Source organism: Pantoea sp. JZ2, assembly GCF_035191405.1.
Classification (GTDB): Bacteria; Pseudomonadota; Gammaproteobacteria; order Enterobacterales; family Enterobacteriaceae; genus Pantoea; species Pantoea stewartii.
This window is the reverse complement of record NZ_CP045247.1, coordinates 586,107-602,899: the sequence shown is the minus strand read 5'-3', so window position 1 is coordinate 602,899 and position 16,793 is coordinate 586,107. Positions and strand designations below refer to the sequence as shown.

Below are 16,793 nucleotides of genomic sequence, written 5' to 3'. Positions count from 1 at the left end.
CGCGGCTGTACGTCCAGGAAAGGGCACGCCGGCCACAGTTTTCTGCGCCAGCGCACAACCTACGTCAGGCCAGCAAGGACTTGCTCATTGCCAGAAGCTGTTTGACGTCATCCACGCGGGTTTCACCGCTGGCCTGATCAATGATCGAACTGTAAATATGCGGGATCACCTTGCTGACGCCCGCATCCAGCGCAATTTTTACGATCTCGCTAAAATTTGCCAGATCGATCCCGCCTGTCGGCTCCAGCCAAAAATCCTGCTGTGCACAGGCCTCCGCCACGGCGCGGTATTCTTCCACCCTGTCCAGACCGCCCATGGGGAAATATTTTACCGAGCTGCCGCCCATATCGATCAGCATGGCGATCGCGGTGTCGATGGGCACGATGCCGTCGTTGCGCTGTGAGCTGAGCGGACCGGTCGAAATTTTTACTTTTCCTGGCGTCCCTGTCGGCGAGATCAAGCCGTTCACCACCGTTTGTGACTGGCCAAGCAGCGCCCGGCTGGTGCCAACGCCGGTAAAGACCTGGTTAACATGCTGAGGCTGTAGCTCAGCGGCCAGTTCGCTGACCATGCGTGACTGCCGGGGATCGCCCGCGCCCAGGCCAATCGAGAGCGCATTATTGATCAGCGCAGCATAGTCGCGCATATCCGCGATTGCGGCGTCATGACTGGCGTAATTCTTCGATAGCACACCGACCAGAACGTGCCCTTCTGCCGCCTGCCAGATAGCGCGCGCATTTTCTTTTGAGCCGGCCAGCACGTTGAGGCACAGCCGGTCTTGATAAAAATCAGGGGTAAGCGTCATTAGTGTTCTCCGGTTATCAGCGCCTGAATACGGGTAAAAATGATATGCAGCTGCTCAGCGCTGACGCTACGCACGTCGGCTTCGATAATGCCTTCATTCGCTTTGTAGCCACGGAAGTAAATGGCGATATCGCCGTTTTTCAATGCCTGAACCAGATCGCCGGTTTGACGCGCAATTTTGGCTTCATCAAAGTGTATTTCGGCGCGTGCAATATCGCGTCCGGCCGCATCCCAGACGACGCGCGCAGTTACGCCGTCCAGCCCATTGAGGTTGTTAATAAAGGGCGTCATTTTTTCTACCATCTGTGCGCCAGTCACTTTCGGCAGAGTCAGATAGGACTCAATGGCCTGCGTCAGCCCCAGAATCCCCTCTTTGCCCACTTTCATGGTGCGGCCAATGCCGTTGCTCTGGCGCTTCACCCACTCAACAAGCTGATGCTTACCGATAACCAGGCCGCTGGTTGGGCCTTCAATCGCTTTGGCGCCGCTGTAGATCACCAGATCGGCACCGGCCTGGTAGTAACACTGCAAGTCTTCTTCGGCGGCGGCATCCACAATCAGTGGCACACCATGCTTACGTGCGACTTCTGCGGCCTGTGCAACGCTCAGGTGGCTCTTTTGTACGCAGTGATGTGACTTCACGTAGAGAATGGCGGCCGTCTGATCGGTCACCGCGGCGGAAAGCTGCTGAGCCGAGCATTCATTACTGTAACCCGCTTCAACCGTCCGGCCCCCACCCAGCGCGATCATGCTGCCCACCGGCGCACCGTAGTTCACGTTATGCCCTTTTGGCACCACGATGTCGCGCGGCACGGTCAGCGGTGCACTGTGTAAATTATCCAGCAACCAGTCATCATCTTTCACAATGACGGCGGCCACGCTCTGGGCTATCCCTGCCGAGGCGCAGGAGACCACCAGCGCATTTTCCACTTTCAGCAGATTAGCAATATACGCGCCGGTTTTATCGACCAGATCCTTTACTTCAAAGTAGTGCGCCAGACCGTACTTAACCGTATCGATCACCTCATCCGATGGCGTTGAAACGCCCAGTATGGTCATGCGACCGGAGGCGTTGATGACCTGCTTCAGGCCATATTTTTCATACAGAGAAGACATGGTGTTTTTTTCCTTGTTCAGTAATCCAGCACTCGCCGGCGACAATGGCGGCAAGGGGAATCAGGTGACGATCGCCCTGTTCCGCCAGCCCTTCCGCATCCACAAAGGACACCGGCTCTTGCGCGACGGTGAACAGCGTAAAGTCGGCATCGTAGCCGGGCTCAATACGGCCTTTGTGGCGTAAACGCAGGCCGCTGGCTGCCTGGTGAGTCACACAGGCGATAATCTGTGGCAGGGTCATGCCGACATTGAAAAACTTCGACATCACATGGGCCAGGGTATAAACCGGTCCATTGAGGCGGTTACGGCAGTAAATATCCGAACTGATGGTATCAGGCAAAATGCCCTGTGCGATGGCCGCACGCGCGACCTCGAAACTAAAGCTGGCGCTGCCGTGGCCGACATCAAGCCGTACGTCGCGTGCCAGCGCATGTTTGACGGCGGCACGCAGTTCGCCGTCGGGTGTCAGGATGCGATTGGGTTTGCCGTTATAGCAGTGAGTGATGATGTCACCCGAGGTCAGCAGTTCCGCGATCTCATCAAGGTTGGGTGGGTTGTTACCGATATGCACCATCAGCGGCAGATGGCCGTTTTCCTGCTGAATAGCTTTCGCGAGGACCAGCGGCTTAATGCCGTTTTCGCCCACTACGCTGCTGCTCATACGGGCTTTAAGCCCCACAATAAAGTCGGGGTGACGTTTTACCGCGTCGGCAATGGCCTGGCGATCAATCTGCGTCATGTCCGCCAGTTCATTTTGGGTAATGATGCCAGTGCGTGCGATATTCAGCAGCGCGTAAACCTGCGTGCTCACCGCTCGGGTGCGCTGCCAGAAATCGTCAATGTCATTCGCGCCAGTACTGCCTGCATCCACCACGCAGGTGACGCCGCTTTCCACGCCAACCCGATCGGGATGATCGTGGTAGACGGGGGATTTTTCATAGCAGTGCACATGCGAATCAATCCAGCCCGCACTGAGATAACAGCCTTCTGCCAGCGTTTTCTCGACAGTTGCGTGGCCGCTGATTTCACCTGTGGCGGCAATCTTGCCGTCACGTATCGCAATATCGATCAGGGTTTCATCCGGCAAACGCGCACGCCGCAGAATCAGATCGTACACAGGAACCTCCTTAACTGCCCCGATCGGCCTGAACCGATCGGGGGATAACAGGGTCAGATCGCCACAGGAAAGATCGCGCCCAGGATCATGGCACCCAGGATCGCACCGCCCGTGATCGGTTTATTCCACAGATAGAACACCAGCGCGCCCAGCAAGGATCCGAGGCCGATAGGAATTGAGGCACCCATCGCGGCCAGAATGATCAAGGGTCCCAGGAAACGGCCTGATGCATTGCCCGCCCCCATCATGACGTCCGCACCGTACGTGCTGTTGCTCTGATTGATGGTGAACTTACGCGCCAGGATAATGACGTAACCGATTGCCACACCGAGAATCAGGCCGGTGACCAGCGAAGCCGCAAAGTTAGCGACGGGGAAAACAAAACCCGCTCCGAGCAGCAACGCCGGCACGCCCAGACCGACACCGGTCTGGATCGCACCACCGATGTCCAGAATCCCGACCAGCGATCCTTCAATGATGCGGGCGAACAGGAAGCTGGCTCCGAAGGCAGCCACCGCCCCATAGACGCCGGTATCGATTCCGGCCCGGAGCATGGACACGAAAGCGACTTCGTTAAACGCCCCAATGCCGTACAGGTAGTACATATGGGTCCCGGCAAACACGCCGGAGGAGAGCAAACCGACAAAAATCGGGAATGACCAGTCGGCATACCAGAAACCTTTGTTTGATTCTTCCATTGCAGACGCTCCGTTATTTGCCGCTCAGGCTGTTATGAATACTGTCGAGCCAGCCAGGAATGCCGAGCTGGAAGGATTGCAGCATCTTCATATCGAAACCGCGGAAGAAGGCGCTGAGGACAAACAGGGCAACGATGGCGGTCATCATGACTTTGGTCACTTTGTGCCAGCCGCTCTCTTCAACCCCTTTGCCAATCAAAATACCCAGCACCAGGCCCGGTACTGCATTGCCCATAATCAGCTGCGCCAGACCGCCAAAAATGGTGGCCCAGAAGCCCGATTTCTTACCGGCATCGATTGCGGCCAGCCAGAAGATCACGGGCATGACCGTGTTCACCAGCAGATTCGCCGCAGGGACCAGTACTTTGACCGCCGTAACCTGCAGGGCCGCCGGAACGGCAGAGGCCGTCGAATTCAAAAACGCGACCACCACCATGCCGATGATGCCGCAGGCGATAGCCATCTTTTTTGGATCGTGCAGCGTTTGCGCGACGTTGCGGTTTTTGACCATGATGGCCGCCGCGCCCCAGTTGGGGATGATGCGGTGATCCACATCCTGGGTGAATGCACCCGCCGCAACGGAGGAAGCCCAGGCATTGAAAAAGAAACCCAACCCAAAAGAGAAGTGAGAAGCGGGATCGCCTTCACAGGAGTTGAGTTCACCCAGTGTGCGAAACGCGCCCATACCTTGTGTCGTCGGCGCGTGGAACATGCGGGCAGCGCCAGCACCCACACCGACGCCCACAAGGCCGCCGATGATTAACGACTTGAGCAAAATGATGAGAAACATCCTCTTTCCTTATTTATGTTGTTTGAGGCTGACTTACACGCGGGTGAACGCAACTTTATCGCCGTCCAGACAGGTCACGTTGATGGTGACCTCCAGATCGACACTGAAGTGCCTGCGCTCGCGTGCCAGGAAAAAGAAAAGAAATTTTTCGGTTCTGACGCGCTCCTGCGCGCGCACCACCTTTACGTCCTGGGGTTCGATGCGCAGCAAAATCTTGTTGGCGTTGCGCAGGACTTCGTGCTGCACCCGGCTGAGCGCATCAGAGAACGCTTTCGCTTTGGTATCGCCTTTGCCGCTTACGGCTACCGAGGTTGTAAAGGTCTCTTTCATTCCTTATCCACCGTGTTTTTTGTGCCAGGCCTGAACCAGACGTTCACCCAGCTCTTCTTTATCCATAAACCCGAAGCCCAGCACGGTGGCGCCTTCGTTGATGGCTGTCACACCTTCATCCACTGAGCGCATGCCGTGTTTGGCTTTGTAGCCATACTTGTTTTGTGCCGTAATCGCCCCCGCACCGCCGCTGCCACAAAAAGAAATGCCAAAATCGGCATTCTCAGCCTTCATCACATCGCCCAACTTCATGTCAGCCGCCACGCCGGGCACGACAACGGCACGCCCGCCCGCTTTCTCAACGCCGGCCGCCACTTTCTGTCCTTTACCTAATCGATCGCCTATTACTACGGTTACCATATGTCTGTACCTCTCATGGTGGTGAAAATCAGTCGTTCTTAGCCACTTCAAAGTGGACGGAGAGCAGCCAGGCTTCTTCCGGCGGTAAATTGCCAAACAGATCCACGACCTGCTGCGCCAGTGCCATTGACGCTGGCGAGATCTCATCGAACAGATCCGCCTCCACCTCCGGCAGCCCTTCACCGGTTACCGATCGCAATGCCATTGCGCGGACATGCGAAGCCAGCATTTGCAGCTGTACCGCATTCGGCTTAATGGACCGCTCGGCAAACAGCGCGCCGATCTGGGTCATTACGCGATCCGCCAGGGCCTGAATCGTTTGCTGCTCGTCTTGTGACACGTTCATCGCTACCGCTCCATTACACGTGCTCATCGTCTGCATCCCGTTACGCATTCAGCGTGATCACAAACTAAACAGAGTCCGCGCGGCTGTGGAGAACGACTTTTTCCGTTTCGAAGTGGAAATCCTGCACCTGAGCGTGATCGGTGCCGCAAAGTGGGGAGTGAACAGGGGAGGAATGGAGATTCAGGCTATATAAAACAACAGGTTAGGATGTCTTACCTGTGCGCAGTGATGCGCCTGTGAACACATAATGCGCGATGGCCGGTACTGTACCGCTGTCACAAAACCGACAAACAGTTATCTGCCATCACGTCTTAACAGAGAAACTTATGGCTTTTCCGCCCCCGTCACCTGAACGCAGGCCTCGTTGCGCGTTGGGATAGCAGCAGGGGCAAGAGCGTGCCGTTTACGCTGGTTAATGGCCGCGACAATGCGCGCGAAACGCGCTTCATTGAGCCTGTAACCCCATCCCATAATCAGTGCCGCCGCGATGGCCAGCGTACAGGGCCAGATAAAGATCAACTGCCGCAGCCCCGCCAGCGTGGCATCCGATTGAAGGGCATTCGGCACATAGCCGATTTGTGTCAGCATCAGGCCCGGCAAAAACCCCGCCATGGCGGCAGAGATTTTACGGAAGAAGGTGTAGCCGGTATAGCAGGCGCCCTCTGCGCGGATACCGGTTTTCCATTCACCGTACTCGACGGTATCCGGCACCAGCGCCCAGTTAAGGCTGTTCACAAACGCTGTGCCGAAGAACGCCATACAGGAGAACAGGACGAACATTAGCGATGTGCTGCCCCAGAGAAAATTGCACAGATCGCCGACAGCCCAGAATACTAAACCACCGAGATACACCTGCTTTTTACCCCAACGTTTCACCGCAGCGGGCACCAGCAGCACACCGGCCAGAATACAGCCCATGCTGAAGAAACCCATCCAGGAGAGCAGACTGACATCGTTCAGCACGTACTGGGTGTAATAAACCTGAATCGCCAGCTTGATGTTGAATGCCGCCAGGGTACACAGGTTCGCCAGGCACAGCGTCCGCAAGGGCGGATTGTGAAAGATGGCGCGAAAGGCGGTTGCAACGCCAGGTTTGTGATGGGCGGGCGTGACCTCGACATAGCGTTCTTTCACGCCGCTGTAGCAAAGCCCCATGCACAGCAATCCGCCAGTGACAAAGACGGCAGCCGCCACCTGATAACCCAGCGCACTTTTGCCCACAAACAGCGACTGGATGGGCATAAAGCCTACGGTACAAACCAGCAATCCTAACGTGGCCCCGCCCTGCCGCCAGGCGGCAAGATGAGCGCGCTCGGTGGGATTCCTGGTGATGGCAGGCACCATTGCCCCGTAGGAACAGTTCATCAGACTGTAAAACAGGCCAAACAGCATAAACAGCGCGGTGGCGACAGCCGTTTTACATGTCAGGCTGAGGTCATGCGCCACAAACTGCGCCGCCGCCACCAGCGCGACCGGCAGCGAAAAATACAGGATAAACGGCCTGAATTTTCCTTTTGTGCCAATTGTCCGCCGTGAATCCAGCACGATGCCCGTAAACATATCGGTAAGGGCCGTAAAGAATTTGGCGACGAGGAAAATCATGCCGCCATACCAGGCCGGCATCCCCAGTTCATCGGTGTAAAACTTAAGTAAGTAAAGCGTCCCGATAGCCAGCATCAGGTTGGAGCCGAAATCACCGATGCCGTAAGCAAACTTCTCACGCAGAGGCAGTTTCAGCGTTAAGGAATCAGAACCTGTGTTCATAACGGATCCTTATCACAGAGCCAAATCAGTGCTGACGCTTACGGGCGTCAATCTCGTCAATGATGCGGACATACATCTTTTCATTGAGGTTGTAGAAACACCCCATGGCCACAATCGTGACCACGGCTAACGCACCGGGATAAATAAACATCAGTTGCTTCAGGCCCTCGACCGTACTGGCGCGCTGGACAACGTTAGGCACGTAGCCAATCTGGGTCAGCATCCAGCCGGGGAAAAAGCCCGCCAGTGCCTGTGAGACCTTACGGAAAAAGGTGAAACCGGTATAAACCGTGCCTTCAGAACGCACGCCCGTCCGCCATTCCCCGTATTCGACCGTATCAGAGACTAAAGCCCAGTTAAGACTGTTCACAAAGGCAGATCCAAAAAAAGCCAGACAGGAAAACACGATGAAACTGACGGAACCGCCCCCATAGCAATAGTTGAGCAGATCGCCCACGACCCAAATCAGCAAACCGCCGATATACACTTTTTTCTTACCAAAGCGCCTGACGGCGCCGGGCATCATAAAGACACCGATAAAAATGCAGCCCATGCTAAAGAAGCCCATCCATGACAGCAGGATGGGATCGTTCAGAACGTACTGGGTGTAATAGACCTGAATCGCCAGCTTGACGTTGAACGCCCCCAGTGTGCACAGGTTGGCAATACAGAGAATAAACAGCGGACGGTTACCCGCGATAGCGCGGAAGGAGGCTAACAGGCCCGGGTTTTGCGTGGGGTGGGCAGACGGCTGTTCGACATAGCGCTCCTTTACACCGGCATAGCACCACCACATAAAGAACAAACCAAATGCCGAGAAAAGTGTGGCTGCAGCGATATAGCGGAACTGCGCGCTGCCTTCTGCCAGGTTCATCACCGGCACAAAACCCACAGTACAAATCAGTAACCCCAGCGTTGCACCGCCCTGCCGCCAGGCGGCCAGGGAGGCGCGCTCATCAGGATTTTTGGTGATGGCGGGCACCATCGCCCCATACGAACAGTTCATCATGCTGAAGAACAGGCCATACAACATAAACAACACCGTGGCGACGACCGCTTTACCGGTGATTTCAAACGGCGTACCGATAAAGTTGGCGACAGCCAAAAGCGTGACCGGAAACGCGGCGTACAAGACAAACGGCCGGAACTTCCCTTTCGGGCCAATCCTGCGCCGCGAATCCAGCATGATGCCCGTGCCCATATCGGTAAACGCCGTGAAGAATTTGGCGACCAGAAAGATAATTCCGCCGTACGTTCCCGGCAGCTCCAGCACATCGGTATAGAACTTCAGTAAGTAAAGCGTCCCGATATCTAACAGGATGTTAGAACCCAGATCGCCCATGCCATAGGCCACTTTTTCCCGGAACGGCAACCGCAGCGTCGCAGGCTCGCCGGCAGAAGATACAGTTTGCTGATTCATGATAGTTCTCCGGTTTACCCGCCCGCCTGGCGGGTAACCTTGCTCAGGATGAAGGGGAAGCGTTTTGCTGCTGTGTTTCCGCTTGCTGCTGTGTTTCCGCGCGTATCGCCGCAACTTTTTTGCCCAATACCCACTGCATAATCGCCAGCAGGCCAAACACCGGCACCAGTACCGACCATGCCGGAATCGCCAACGCCCCCTTGATCAGCATGGCGCCGGATGCGATCAGCAGCAGGAGCACCATCAGCCGGAAAGTGCTGACAGAGATGCGTTGGTGAACATACTGGCCCACCAGCGAGCCCAGGATCATGGTGGGCTCGCAGAACAGCACCAGCTTGACGGTTGACAGCGTTAAGATGCCGCTGGTCGTCAGGCCGCCAATAATGGCGATGTTACTGGCGGTAAAAAACGCATTGAGCGTGCCACGAAACGCCGCCGGAGCCAGATTTCTCAACATGCCATAAATCACTACCGGCGGGCCGTTGGTCGCAAAAGCCGACCCCAGAGCGCCGGCGATGATGCCCGTCGGCACCACTAGCCAGTTTTTGTCACAGACGGGCAGACGAGGAACAAACAGGCTGTAAAACGCGTACAGGATCAGGAAAGTGCCCAGCCCGGTTTTCATGATGTTGTCCGGGAAACTGGCGAGCGCATAAATCCCCAGGGGAATGCCGGCAAAGGAGAACAGGATAAGCACCAGCGCAGATCGCCAGTGGGTTTCGTTACGTGACAACCAGGTCGCATATAACGCGGTGGCTGTCCCGACAATGACCGACATAGGTGCCGCCATTTTGACCGGCAGCAACAAGGTGATCAGCGGCATCGTCACCAGCGCGCCACCAAAGCCTGCGCAGATACCGATGAAGGTATACAGGAACATGATGGCGATGATGATGCAGACAACCTCAATACTCAGCTCAAGCCCGTCGGGAGTAAAAAGCGTGAAGAAATCCATACCCTTTCTCCTTTATCGCGTCGAACCGGCACTGTCGATCAGCCGTAATGAGGCAAATAACGCCTGCCATTCACTTTCAGCCCGGTAAAAGACGGGCGGCTGGCCAAGCGGTGCGGCCACCGTGATCTCGCCACCGTTGGCCGCTTCACCGGTCCAGAGGTTTATCCAGCGATCCTCCGGCAGATAGAGCGTCCAGTCGTGGCGGCCCTCTTCATACACCGGCGCGACCAGCAAATCACGACCAAACAGGTACTGGTATTTCAGCGAATAAGTGCGGGCATCCGCTTCATAGTGCAGGAAAAGCGGCCGCATAACAGGCAGACCACTGCGGGCATTCTGCGCCACCGCCTGCCTGATGTAAGGCTTTAAGGAAGTAAAGATCGTCGACATACGGGCAAAATGCGCCATGGTTTCGTCATCGCTGTCAAACTGCCAGTTATCGCCGGGACGGTTACCTTCATGGGTGCGCATCATGGGCGTAAAGGTGTTGAAATCACACCAACGCAGCAGCAGTTCTTTGCTCCGTTTCATGCCGTAGAGCGTGGTATAGCCACCAATGTCACTGTGATGCAAACCGTGCCCACTCATTGCCAGCGACAAGGCGGCAGGCACTACCGACGCGAGGCCATCGTCCAGACTCCAGTCAACGTTTTGATCCCCGGCCCACATCATCACGGCGTATTTCTGACTGCCGGTATAACCCGCGCGCATAAAATAGAGCGTTTCGCCGAGCTTGCCGGTTTCTGCCAGCGCGTCGTAGTTACATTTTGCCCACAGCGCAGGCCAGGCATTATGCATAATCTCGGCGTGGACACCGTTATGCAGAACCGTATCGGTTGGGAGATATTCGCCAAAATCCGCCATCCAGCCGCCACAGCCCAGGCCGATCAGATTTTGTTTGATAACCTCTTTGAACCAGTTATAAGCATCAGGATGAGTCAGATCGACAACGCCCGCATAGAACTCACCAAATTCAACGTGGTAGTCCTGACCGGAAGCCGTTTTGGTGAGATAGCCGTGCCGGGCGGCCTCGTCACACAGAGGGCGATCGCTGGCGACATAAGGATTGATATAAGAGAGAAACTGGACGCCTTCGGCTTTCCATTGCTGAATGCGTGTATCCAGTTGCGGATAGAGTTCGCTGTCCCACTGCCAGTTCCACATGACACGTTTGCCAAACGACGTCATGCGAATACCGGACCAGTCCTGAGCCCAGATACCATTAACCTTCACGCCCGCCTGACGCATCTTGTCTAACTTCTGCTGACACACGTCGGTGCCGCCCTGAATGCCCAGAATCACGCCATCGTAAACCCAGTCAGGCAATTCAGGCTGGCGGCCCAGCAAGGCGCTCAGTTTTTCCAGCAGCGCAATATAGCTGTCGGCGCATTCAAAGCGTAACGTCGCGCGGTTTTCCCAGAACGCCAGTTCGTGATAATCGGGTGCGCTGAAGTCAAAATTCATGTAGCCGCTGTTGTCCACATGGCAGTAATACTTCTGGCTGCTGACGAAGGTGGGCTGAGGGAAAAACGTCCAGTAATAATCGCCGCCGGCATTCTCCGCGCAGTCCGCCTGCCAGGTAACATAACTGTTTTTATTCCGTCCGACGCCCTGCTCACTGGTCCAGAGCGGGAACGGTTTCCCGCGCAGGTCAAAACAGGAAAACTGTTCGCCGCAGCCGTAGATGTGATCCGCCTGCTGCGCTGCCAGCCGTAGCCAGATGCGGTTATGACTGTCGGCGTCATTATTTAGCGTGAGCAGTAAACGCCCGCCGGCATCCAGCCCAACCGTCAGCGTGGCGCTGATGACGTTGCCGCGCGAGAAACGAATGTGCCAACAGTCGGCCTGCGACGTCATGGTGGCCTCAGTCAGGGCCAGCTTTTCATTCAGCCGATCTTTGATACTGAAATTGCCACGAAACATTTTAATGTCGGCCCGACCGTGCCCCATCCACAGACAGGGCGCTTCCGGGCTGTGGCTCAGAATAACGCGGCCGTGATAAACCAGTGAAAAGCCGTTATCAGTGGCAGTGAGTTTTACCCCTGCCGTTTCAAGATGTTGTAAGTGCATACTGGCCTCTTAGTTGTAGGGTAAGGCGGTAAGGTGATCTTTATCCGGGGCGATCGCAGCCAAGGGTGAAGGCCAGCCGATGCGTCGCCTGCGGTGCGAGCCAGACCAGATCAACGCCGGAGTTAAACGCATCAGGCGGGCAACTCATGGGCTCGGTTGCCAGCCCGGTGCGGCCCAGTTTTTCGCCGGTGTAAATTTGCAGCCAGGGCTGATCGCTACGTAAGTAAACAGAAAGGGACGGCTTCCGGCTGGTCAGGCGCACTTCCCACTGCTGGCCGTCCGTGCCTGTGCGAAGGCTGTCATCAATTTGCGTTGCGCCGAGCAGACTTGGGGAAAGGAAATCGCCTTGCGCTATCGCGGCAGGCAACGTGAGCAGGCACTCGTCCAGCGGCATTCTGTTGCAGGTCAGATACGGGTGCGCACCTGCGCCATAAGGAGCAGGTTCACGTCCTGTATTTTGACTGTCGAGCGTCACCAGCAGGCCCTGCATGGCATCCAGCCGGTACGTCACCGTTGAAACCAGGGCAAACGGATACCCGTAGCTGGGCGGTAAAAAGATTGTCAGCCTCGCTGTGCTGTCGGTATGTTCCGTAATCTGCCAGTCACGCCACGCCAGCAAACCGTGAATGGCGGTTCCCCCTTCGTGATCATTGATCGGTAAATGAAGCCATTTACCGTTATGGTATCAGGTGCCCTTCGCGACGCGATTGGGCCAGGGAATCAGGACTTTCCCCATGTGCGCCAGCGGCAGGGTTTCAGGGGGATGGGGGAGCACCAGATGCTGACCTGCGTATGTCAGTTCAGCCAGACCCGCGCCCACGGTGACAAGGGTGGCCTGATAGTCTCCGGCCCGCAGTACAAGGGTTTTTCCGCTGCTGTGCATAGCTGGTACTCCCGTCTGTTTTGGAATTATTTTGCGTTACAGTCCAGTAATCCGGCGGCGACAGCGGGAGCCAGGCCCGGTGCCAGCGGAAGGCGTGGGATGACCAGGCAATGCAGCAGGTGATAGATATCCTGTTTGCCGTCCCAGACTTTGGTCGTCACCTTGTTTTCGCAATCCAGTTCCTGCCACCAGGAACCGTTTTCGAAGTCCATCAGATAGGTCATGCAGTAGTCCCACCACTTCTGATACCAGGCTTCGTATTGCGCCTCACCGGTGACGGTATACAGCGCATAGGCGGTTCCCATCGCTTCGACGATAGGCCAGCGTACCCGCTCGCGCACCACGGGCTTGCCGTCCCAGTCCACGGTATAAACGAAACCGTCTGCACCATCGGGCGCCCAGGCATCACGCAGGGTGGCGTGAAATAACCCTTTGGCATCTTCCACTAACCAGGCCGGTGGGGTTTCAAAGCGCGCTTCAAACGCGGCGTGCAGATGCAGCATCAGTCGCCCCCACTCAATCCAGTGGCCGGGCGTGCCACCATAAGCACGGAAGCGGTGGGCAGGGTTATCTTTGTTGTAATCGCGCAGTGGCGTCCAGTGCGTGTCAAAGTGTTCATTCACGCGATAATTATTTTGACGCGCGACATCATGGATGATTACGGACGTGACGCGCAGCGCGCGATCCAGCCATTTCTTATCGTGCGTGACGTCATACACGATCAGGAACGCTTCAACGGCGTGCATATTGGCGTTCCCTCCCCGGTAGTCTTCGGTCTTGCTGAATGCCTCGTCCCAGGATTCCAGGCACATCTGCTCGTCTTCACTCCAGAAGTAACGTTCAATGACCTTGATCGCCTCATCCAGCAATGGACGTGCCGCCGGATGGCCGGTGGTAACGGCGCTGGCGGCGCCCAGCAATACAAAAAAATGCTGGTAGCCCTGCTTGGAGGCATCGAGAACGCCTTCATCGTTGACGCAGGCGTACCAGCCGCCATATTTTTTATCGCGAAGCGCACCGTTTAACGCATTGATACCATGTTCAACCAGTTGATAAGCCCCGGGCCGCCCCATTGAGGCCGCCACCGCATAGACGTGCAACATGCGGGCGGTGATCCACAGGTGCGTTCCCTTATCGGGTTTGACCTGACCGTTATTACCCAGCCAGCCAAATCCGGTTGGCACCGCCGCATGCTTGCCAAAACTGAAAATTCGATCGGTTTCCTGTTCGAGCCAGCGATTGTGGCTTAAGGTGTTAAACCATTTCATCTGCTTCTCCCTATTAACGTTTCGCCATCATTTCATCTACGATCTCGCCCAGCCGTTGCAGTCTGGGAACAGAGATATCCCGCAGCATCAGGTCGGTATCGGGCAAACCAATAACCGAAGACCAGACTGCGCGGCCCGCCAGGAATCCGGAGGCACCCGCCTGCATGGCGACTCTGACGGCTCGTGGGAATAATTTTTCGTCAATGCCAGAGGAGAGGATGACCCACGGCATCATGATCAAATCGTTAAGTTTCTGCGCGGCCGTCAGCAGGTCGGCTTGTGAACCTTTGCCGTACAGCGGCATTTCCACCTTATAAAGATCCGCTCCGCTGTTACCCAGTTCCTTCGCTGCAGCGAGGATCGCCTGCTCGCGATCGAAGCGATCGCCCCGGCGCGGCGGTCTGACAACGGGTTCGATAATGCTGAGCAGACCATGGCGGTGACAGCGCGCAGTGAAGGTATTCACCATATCGAGCCGCTGCTGTGCGTCTTCATCGCTGCGCCACAGCACCAGCAGCTTGAGCGCCTTTGCCCCGTCACGCTTGACGGCCTGAGGATCGACGCGGTGATCAATCTCCACACTGTCAACCGGCATGCCGTTGCCCGGTATAAACGCATCCGCCGCGACAATGATGCCGCAACCGGGCGACACAGCCCGCTGCTCCACAATCTGCTGAAAGCAAAATTGCTGATCCACCAGGATGGCGGAGGCATAAGGCGATAACACGCTGGCGGCATTCACTTTGAATTCGGTCAGAACCCGATCGCTGACCGGCTCTGGCGCACCCGCGGCGGCAAACATCAGCCGCATCGCTTCACGCTGATCCACAGCCAGCATGGCGAAACCACCTGATGGCCGGGCGATGTCTTTAAGGGTGTAATGAGTCATGTGCTTTCCTCTGATTAAGCGTCACAAGGGGTTGTCGAAGGTGAGAGGCCTGCGCTGGCGCGCACGTGTTCGAGAAGGGCGGTCCAGTCCTGACGTCCGCGTCCGGCGGCGCGCGCCTGGCTGTAAACCTCACGTGAGGCGGCCCCGAGCGGCATGGGCACATGCAGCTGGTTAGCCACATCCAGCGCGATGCCCAGGTCTTTATGAGCCAGATCGATCATAAAGGCCGGTGACAGGTCGCCTTTCAGCACCTTATTTGGCCAGGTCGTGGTGAAGTGCCCCTTCCCTGCTGGCGTGCCGTTCATGACCTGTAGCGCAACTTCCAGCGGCAGCCCCAGCCCTTCACACAGCACCGCCGCCTCTGCAGAGAGCGCATTCAGGGCGATACTCATGTAGTTATTAATCAGCTTGACGCGAATCCCCATGCCCGGTCCGCCAGCCACCACCACCTCATTTCCCATGGCCAACAGCAGCGGTTTTGCCCGCTCAATCTGTTGCAGTGTTCCGCCTGCCAGCAGCAACAGCGTGCCGGCGATAGCATGATCGGATGTGCGCCCAACCGGCACGTCCATCATGCTGAAGCCGCTCGCCCGCATCTCGTTAATCATCTGGTCGGTCTGTAGCGGATGGATCGTCGACATATCGATCACCAGTGCCGAAGGCGACAGCGTGGTACAGACGCCCTGATCACCTGACAGGACAGCGCGCACCAAATCGCCATTGGGCAGCATGGTGATAACGAATTCAGCCCCTTCGGCGGCCTCGGCTGGAGAACGGGCAGCCTGTGCGCCTTTTTCCACTAACCTGGCAACCGCCTCGGGATTGACGTCAAACACCCTGAGCTGATGGCCCTGCTTAAGCAGATTGCTCGCCATCGGCGCCCCCATTTGCCCCAGTCCAATAAACGCTACTTCCGCCATACCGCTCTCCCAAACCCAATGAATGTCACATTTTGTCCTATATATGATTTTTGCTGTCTTTTTCGGATCATATTTGTAATTTATGGTCAAAAAATTGACAGGTGTCACTTTTAAAACATTTGATGAAATTAAAATGACAGCACGAGAAAATGTCTGAGGAAGAGTGACGACGCGCATAGCTTGTGTAGGGATCACCGTACTGGATCGCATCTGGTACCTGGAAACGTTACCGCATCAGGGCGGAAAATATGTCGCCAGCAACTATCGGGAAGTCGGCGGTGGCCCGGCGGCCACGGCAGCCGTCGCGGCTGCAAAGTTGGGTGCGCAGGTAGATTTTATTGGCCGGGTCGGGGACGATGACACCGGGAAAAGGCTGCTGTCCGAGTTAAACAGTTACGGCGTAAATACACGTTATACAAAGATTTTTAACGCTGCCCGCTCCTCGCAATCTGCCATTCTTGTGGATGCTGAAGGCGAACGTATCATCGCCAACTATCCCAGCCCGGATTTACCCGACGAGGCCGACTGGCTAGCGGAAATCGATTTTTCTCAGTGGGATGCCGTGCTGGCGGATGTCCGCTGGCATCAGGGCGCAAAATGCGCCTTTACGCTGGCACGCAGGTCCGGCGTTCCCACTATTCTGGATGGCGATGTGACGCCACAAAACATTGCTGAACTGGTAACGCTGAGCGACCACGCGGCGTTTTCCGCACCCGGTTTGCAGCGTCTGACCGGTATGGAGAGTGACGCCAGTGCGCTGAAAAAAGCACAAATGCTCACAAAGGGTCACGTCTATGTGACACAAGGCGTTCAGGGTTGCCTCTGGCTTGATGCGGGCAGATTACAGCATCAGCCAGCTTTTCATGTCAGGGTGGTCGACACGACCGGTGCCGGCGATGTGTTTCATGGCGCACTGGCATTCAGGCTGGCCCAAAAGCCCGCCGTGGCGGAAGCGGTGCGCTTTGCCAGCGCTGTCGCGGCCTTAAAATGTACGCGCCCGGGTGGCCGGGCCGGTATTCCCAATTATGAGCAAACCTGTTCTTTTATGTCAGTTAATGGTTAA

The 16,793-nt window shown here is 56.4% G+C and carries 16 protein-coding genes and 1 pseudogene; 1 reads left to right on the top strand and 16 read right to left on the bottom strand.

Features of this window, described 5'->3' with window-relative positions:
* Window positions 1–64: 64 nt before the first annotated feature.
* The 16 genes and pseudogenes from dagF to yihU all read right to left on the bottom strand — a co-directional run bounded on the left by dagF (window position 65) and on the right by yihU (window position 15,730).
* Window positions 65–805: a 2-dehydro-3-deoxy-phosphogluconate aldolase gene (gene dagF, locus GC087_RS02955; RefSeq protein ID WP_033740000.1), complete on the bottom strand. Its 741-nt coding sequence runs from the start codon at window positions 803–805 to the stop codon at window positions 65–67.
* Window positions 805–1,920, bottom strand: a complete 1,116-nt coding sequence (locus GC087_RS02950) for a DgaE family pyridoxal phosphate-dependent ammonia lyase (protein ID WP_110268770.1) — start codon at window positions 1,918–1,920, stop codon at window positions 805–807. Before GC087_RS02950 ends, dagF begins: the two co-directional genes overlap by 1 nt.
* The gene (locus GC087_RS02945; RefSeq protein WP_185200450.1) at window positions 1,904–3,037 is read right to left on the bottom strand and encodes an EF_0837/AHA_3915 family putative deacetylase; all 1,134 of its coding nucleotides are present in this window, start codon (window positions 3,035–3,037) and stop codon (window positions 1,904–1,906) included. Before GC087_RS02945 ends, GC087_RS02950 begins: the two co-directional genes overlap by 17 nt.
* Window positions 3,038–3,090: 53 nt before the next feature.
* Complete coding sequence (locus tag GC087_RS02940) at window positions 3,091–3,735, bottom strand: EF_0833/AHA_3914 family membrane protein (protein ID WP_054633034.1); 645 nt, start codon at window positions 3,733–3,735, stop codon at window positions 3,091–3,093.
* A gap of 13 nt (window positions 3,736–3,748) precedes the next feature.
* Window positions 3,749–4,525 (bottom strand): DUF4311 domain-containing protein, encoded by a 777-nt coding sequence (locus GC087_RS02935; RefSeq protein WP_006118328.1) that lies wholly within the window; start codon window positions 4,523–4,525, stop codon window positions 3,749–3,751.
* A 33-nt stretch (window positions 4,526–4,558) separates the two neighbouring features.
* Complete coding sequence (locus GC087_RS02930) at window positions 4,559–4,855, bottom strand: DUF4312 family protein (RefSeq protein ID WP_033740005.1); 297 nt, start codon at window positions 4,853–4,855, stop codon at window positions 4,559–4,561.
* 3 nt (window positions 4,856–4,858) lie between these two features.
* Complete coding sequence (locus GC087_RS02925; RefSeq protein ID WP_006118330.1) at window positions 4,859–5,215, bottom strand: SFCGS family glycine-rich protein; 357 nt, start codon at window positions 5,213–5,215, stop codon at window positions 4,859–4,861.
* A 28-nt stretch (window positions 5,216–5,243) separates the two neighbouring features.
* Complete coding sequence (locus GC087_RS02920) at window positions 5,244–5,588, bottom strand: glycine dehydrogenase (RefSeq protein WP_039341844.1); 345 nt, start codon at window positions 5,586–5,588, stop codon at window positions 5,244–5,246.
* A gap of 297 nt (window positions 5,589–5,885) precedes the next feature.
* Window positions 5,886–7,325: an MFS transporter gene (locus GC087_RS02915; RefSeq protein ID WP_324029575.1), complete on the bottom strand. Its 1,440-nt coding sequence runs from the start codon at window positions 7,323–7,325 to the stop codon at window positions 5,886–5,888.
* 25 nt (window positions 7,326–7,350) lie between these two features.
* Window positions 7,351–8,745, bottom strand: a complete 1,395-nt coding sequence (locus tag GC087_RS02910) for an MFS transporter (protein ID WP_039341838.1) — start codon at window positions 8,743–8,745, stop codon at window positions 7,351–7,353.
* A gap of 43 nt (window positions 8,746–8,788) precedes the next feature.
* Window positions 8,789–9,700, bottom strand: a complete 912-nt coding sequence (locus tag GC087_RS02905; RefSeq protein WP_324029573.1) for a sulfite exporter TauE/SafE family protein — start codon at window positions 9,698–9,700, stop codon at window positions 8,789–8,791.
* 12 nt (window positions 9,701–9,712) lie between these two features.
* Window positions 9,713–11,770 carry an alpha-glucosidase gene (locus GC087_RS02900; RefSeq protein ID WP_324029572.1) on the bottom strand — a complete coding sequence of 686 codons (2,058 nt, stop codon included), beginning with the start codon at window positions 11,768–11,770 and terminating at the stop codon, window positions 9,713–9,715.
* A gap of 40 nt (window positions 11,771–11,810) precedes the next feature.
* Window positions 11,811–12,653, bottom strand: a pseudogene (locus GC087_RS02895) (aldose-1-epimerase).
* Window positions 12,654–12,679: 26 nt separating this feature from the next.
* A complete protein-coding gene (gene yihS / locus GC087_RS02890; RefSeq protein WP_054633031.1) occupies window positions 12,680–13,921 on the bottom strand; it encodes a sulfoquinovose isomerase in 1,242 nt (413 codons plus the stop codon).
* A gap of 13 nt (window positions 13,922–13,934) precedes the next feature.
* Window positions 13,935–14,810, bottom strand: a complete 876-nt coding sequence (gene yihT / locus GC087_RS02885) for a sulfofructosephosphate aldolase (RefSeq protein ID WP_164482613.1) — start codon at window positions 14,808–14,810, stop codon at window positions 13,935–13,937.
* 14 nt (window positions 14,811–14,824) lie between these two features.
* Window positions 14,825–15,730: a sulfolactaldehyde 3-reductase gene (yihU, locus tag GC087_RS02880; RefSeq protein ID WP_039342326.1), complete on the bottom strand. Its 906-nt coding sequence runs from the start codon at window positions 15,728–15,730 to the stop codon at window positions 14,825–14,827.
* A gap of 163 nt (window positions 15,731–15,893) precedes the next feature.
* On the opposite strand from yihU, the gene GC087_RS02875 reads away from it, so the two are divergent.
* Window positions 15,894–16,793, top strand: a complete 900-nt coding sequence (locus GC087_RS02875; RefSeq protein ID WP_324029570.1) for a sugar kinase — start codon at window positions 15,894–15,896, stop codon at window positions 16,791–16,793.

Coding starts and splice junctions, on each gene's coding strand:
- yihS (WP_054633031.1), bottom strand. CDS start 13,921: ATGAAATGGTTTAACACCTTAAGCCACAATCGCTGGCTCGAACAGGAA.
- GC087_RS02920 (WP_039341844.1), bottom strand. CDS start 5,588: ATGAGCACGTGTAATGGAGCGGTAGCGATGAACGTGTCACAAGACGAG.
- GC087_RS02925 (WP_006118330.1), bottom strand. CDS start 5,215: ATGGTAACCGTAGTAATAGGCGATCGATTAGGTAAAGGACAGAAAGTG.
- yihT (WP_164482613.1), bottom strand. CDS start 14,810: ATGACTCATTACACCCTTAAAGACATCGCCCGGCCATCAGGTGGTTTC.
- GC087_RS02950 (WP_110268770.1), bottom strand. CDS start 1,920: ATGTCTTCTCTGTATGAAAAATATGGCCTGAAGCAGGTCATCAACGCC.
- GC087_RS02940 (WP_054633034.1), bottom strand. CDS start 3,735: ATGGAAGAATCAAACAAAGGTTTCTGGTATGCCGACTGGTCATTCCCG.
- GC087_RS02905 (WP_324029573.1), bottom strand. CDS start 9,700: ATGGATTTCTTCACGCTTTTTACTCCCGACGGGCTTGAGCTGAGTATT.
- GC087_RS02915 (WP_324029575.1), bottom strand. CDS start 7,325: ATGAACACAGGTTCTGATTCCTTAACGCTGAAACTGCCTCTGCGTGAG.
- GC087_RS02935 (WP_006118328.1), bottom strand. CDS start 4,525: ATGTTTCTCATCATTTTGCTCAAGTCGTTAATCATCGGCGGCCTTGTG.
- dagF (WP_033740000.1), bottom strand. CDS start 805: ATGACGCTTACCCCTGATTTTTATCAAGACCGGCTGTGCCTCAACGTG.
- GC087_RS02900 (WP_324029572.1), bottom strand. CDS start 11,770: ATGCACTTACAACATCTTGAAACGGCAGGGGTAAAACTCACTGCCACT.
- GC087_RS02910 (WP_039341838.1), bottom strand. CDS start 8,745: ATGAATCAGCAAACTGTATCTTCTGCCGGCGAGCCTGCGACGCTGCGG.
- GC087_RS02930 (WP_033740005.1), bottom strand. CDS start 4,855: ATGAAAGAGACCTTTACAACCTCGGTAGCCGTAAGCGGCAAAGGCGAT.
- yihU (WP_039342326.1), bottom strand. CDS start 15,730: ATGGCGGAAGTAGCGTTTATTGGACTGGGGCAAATGGGGGCGCCGATG.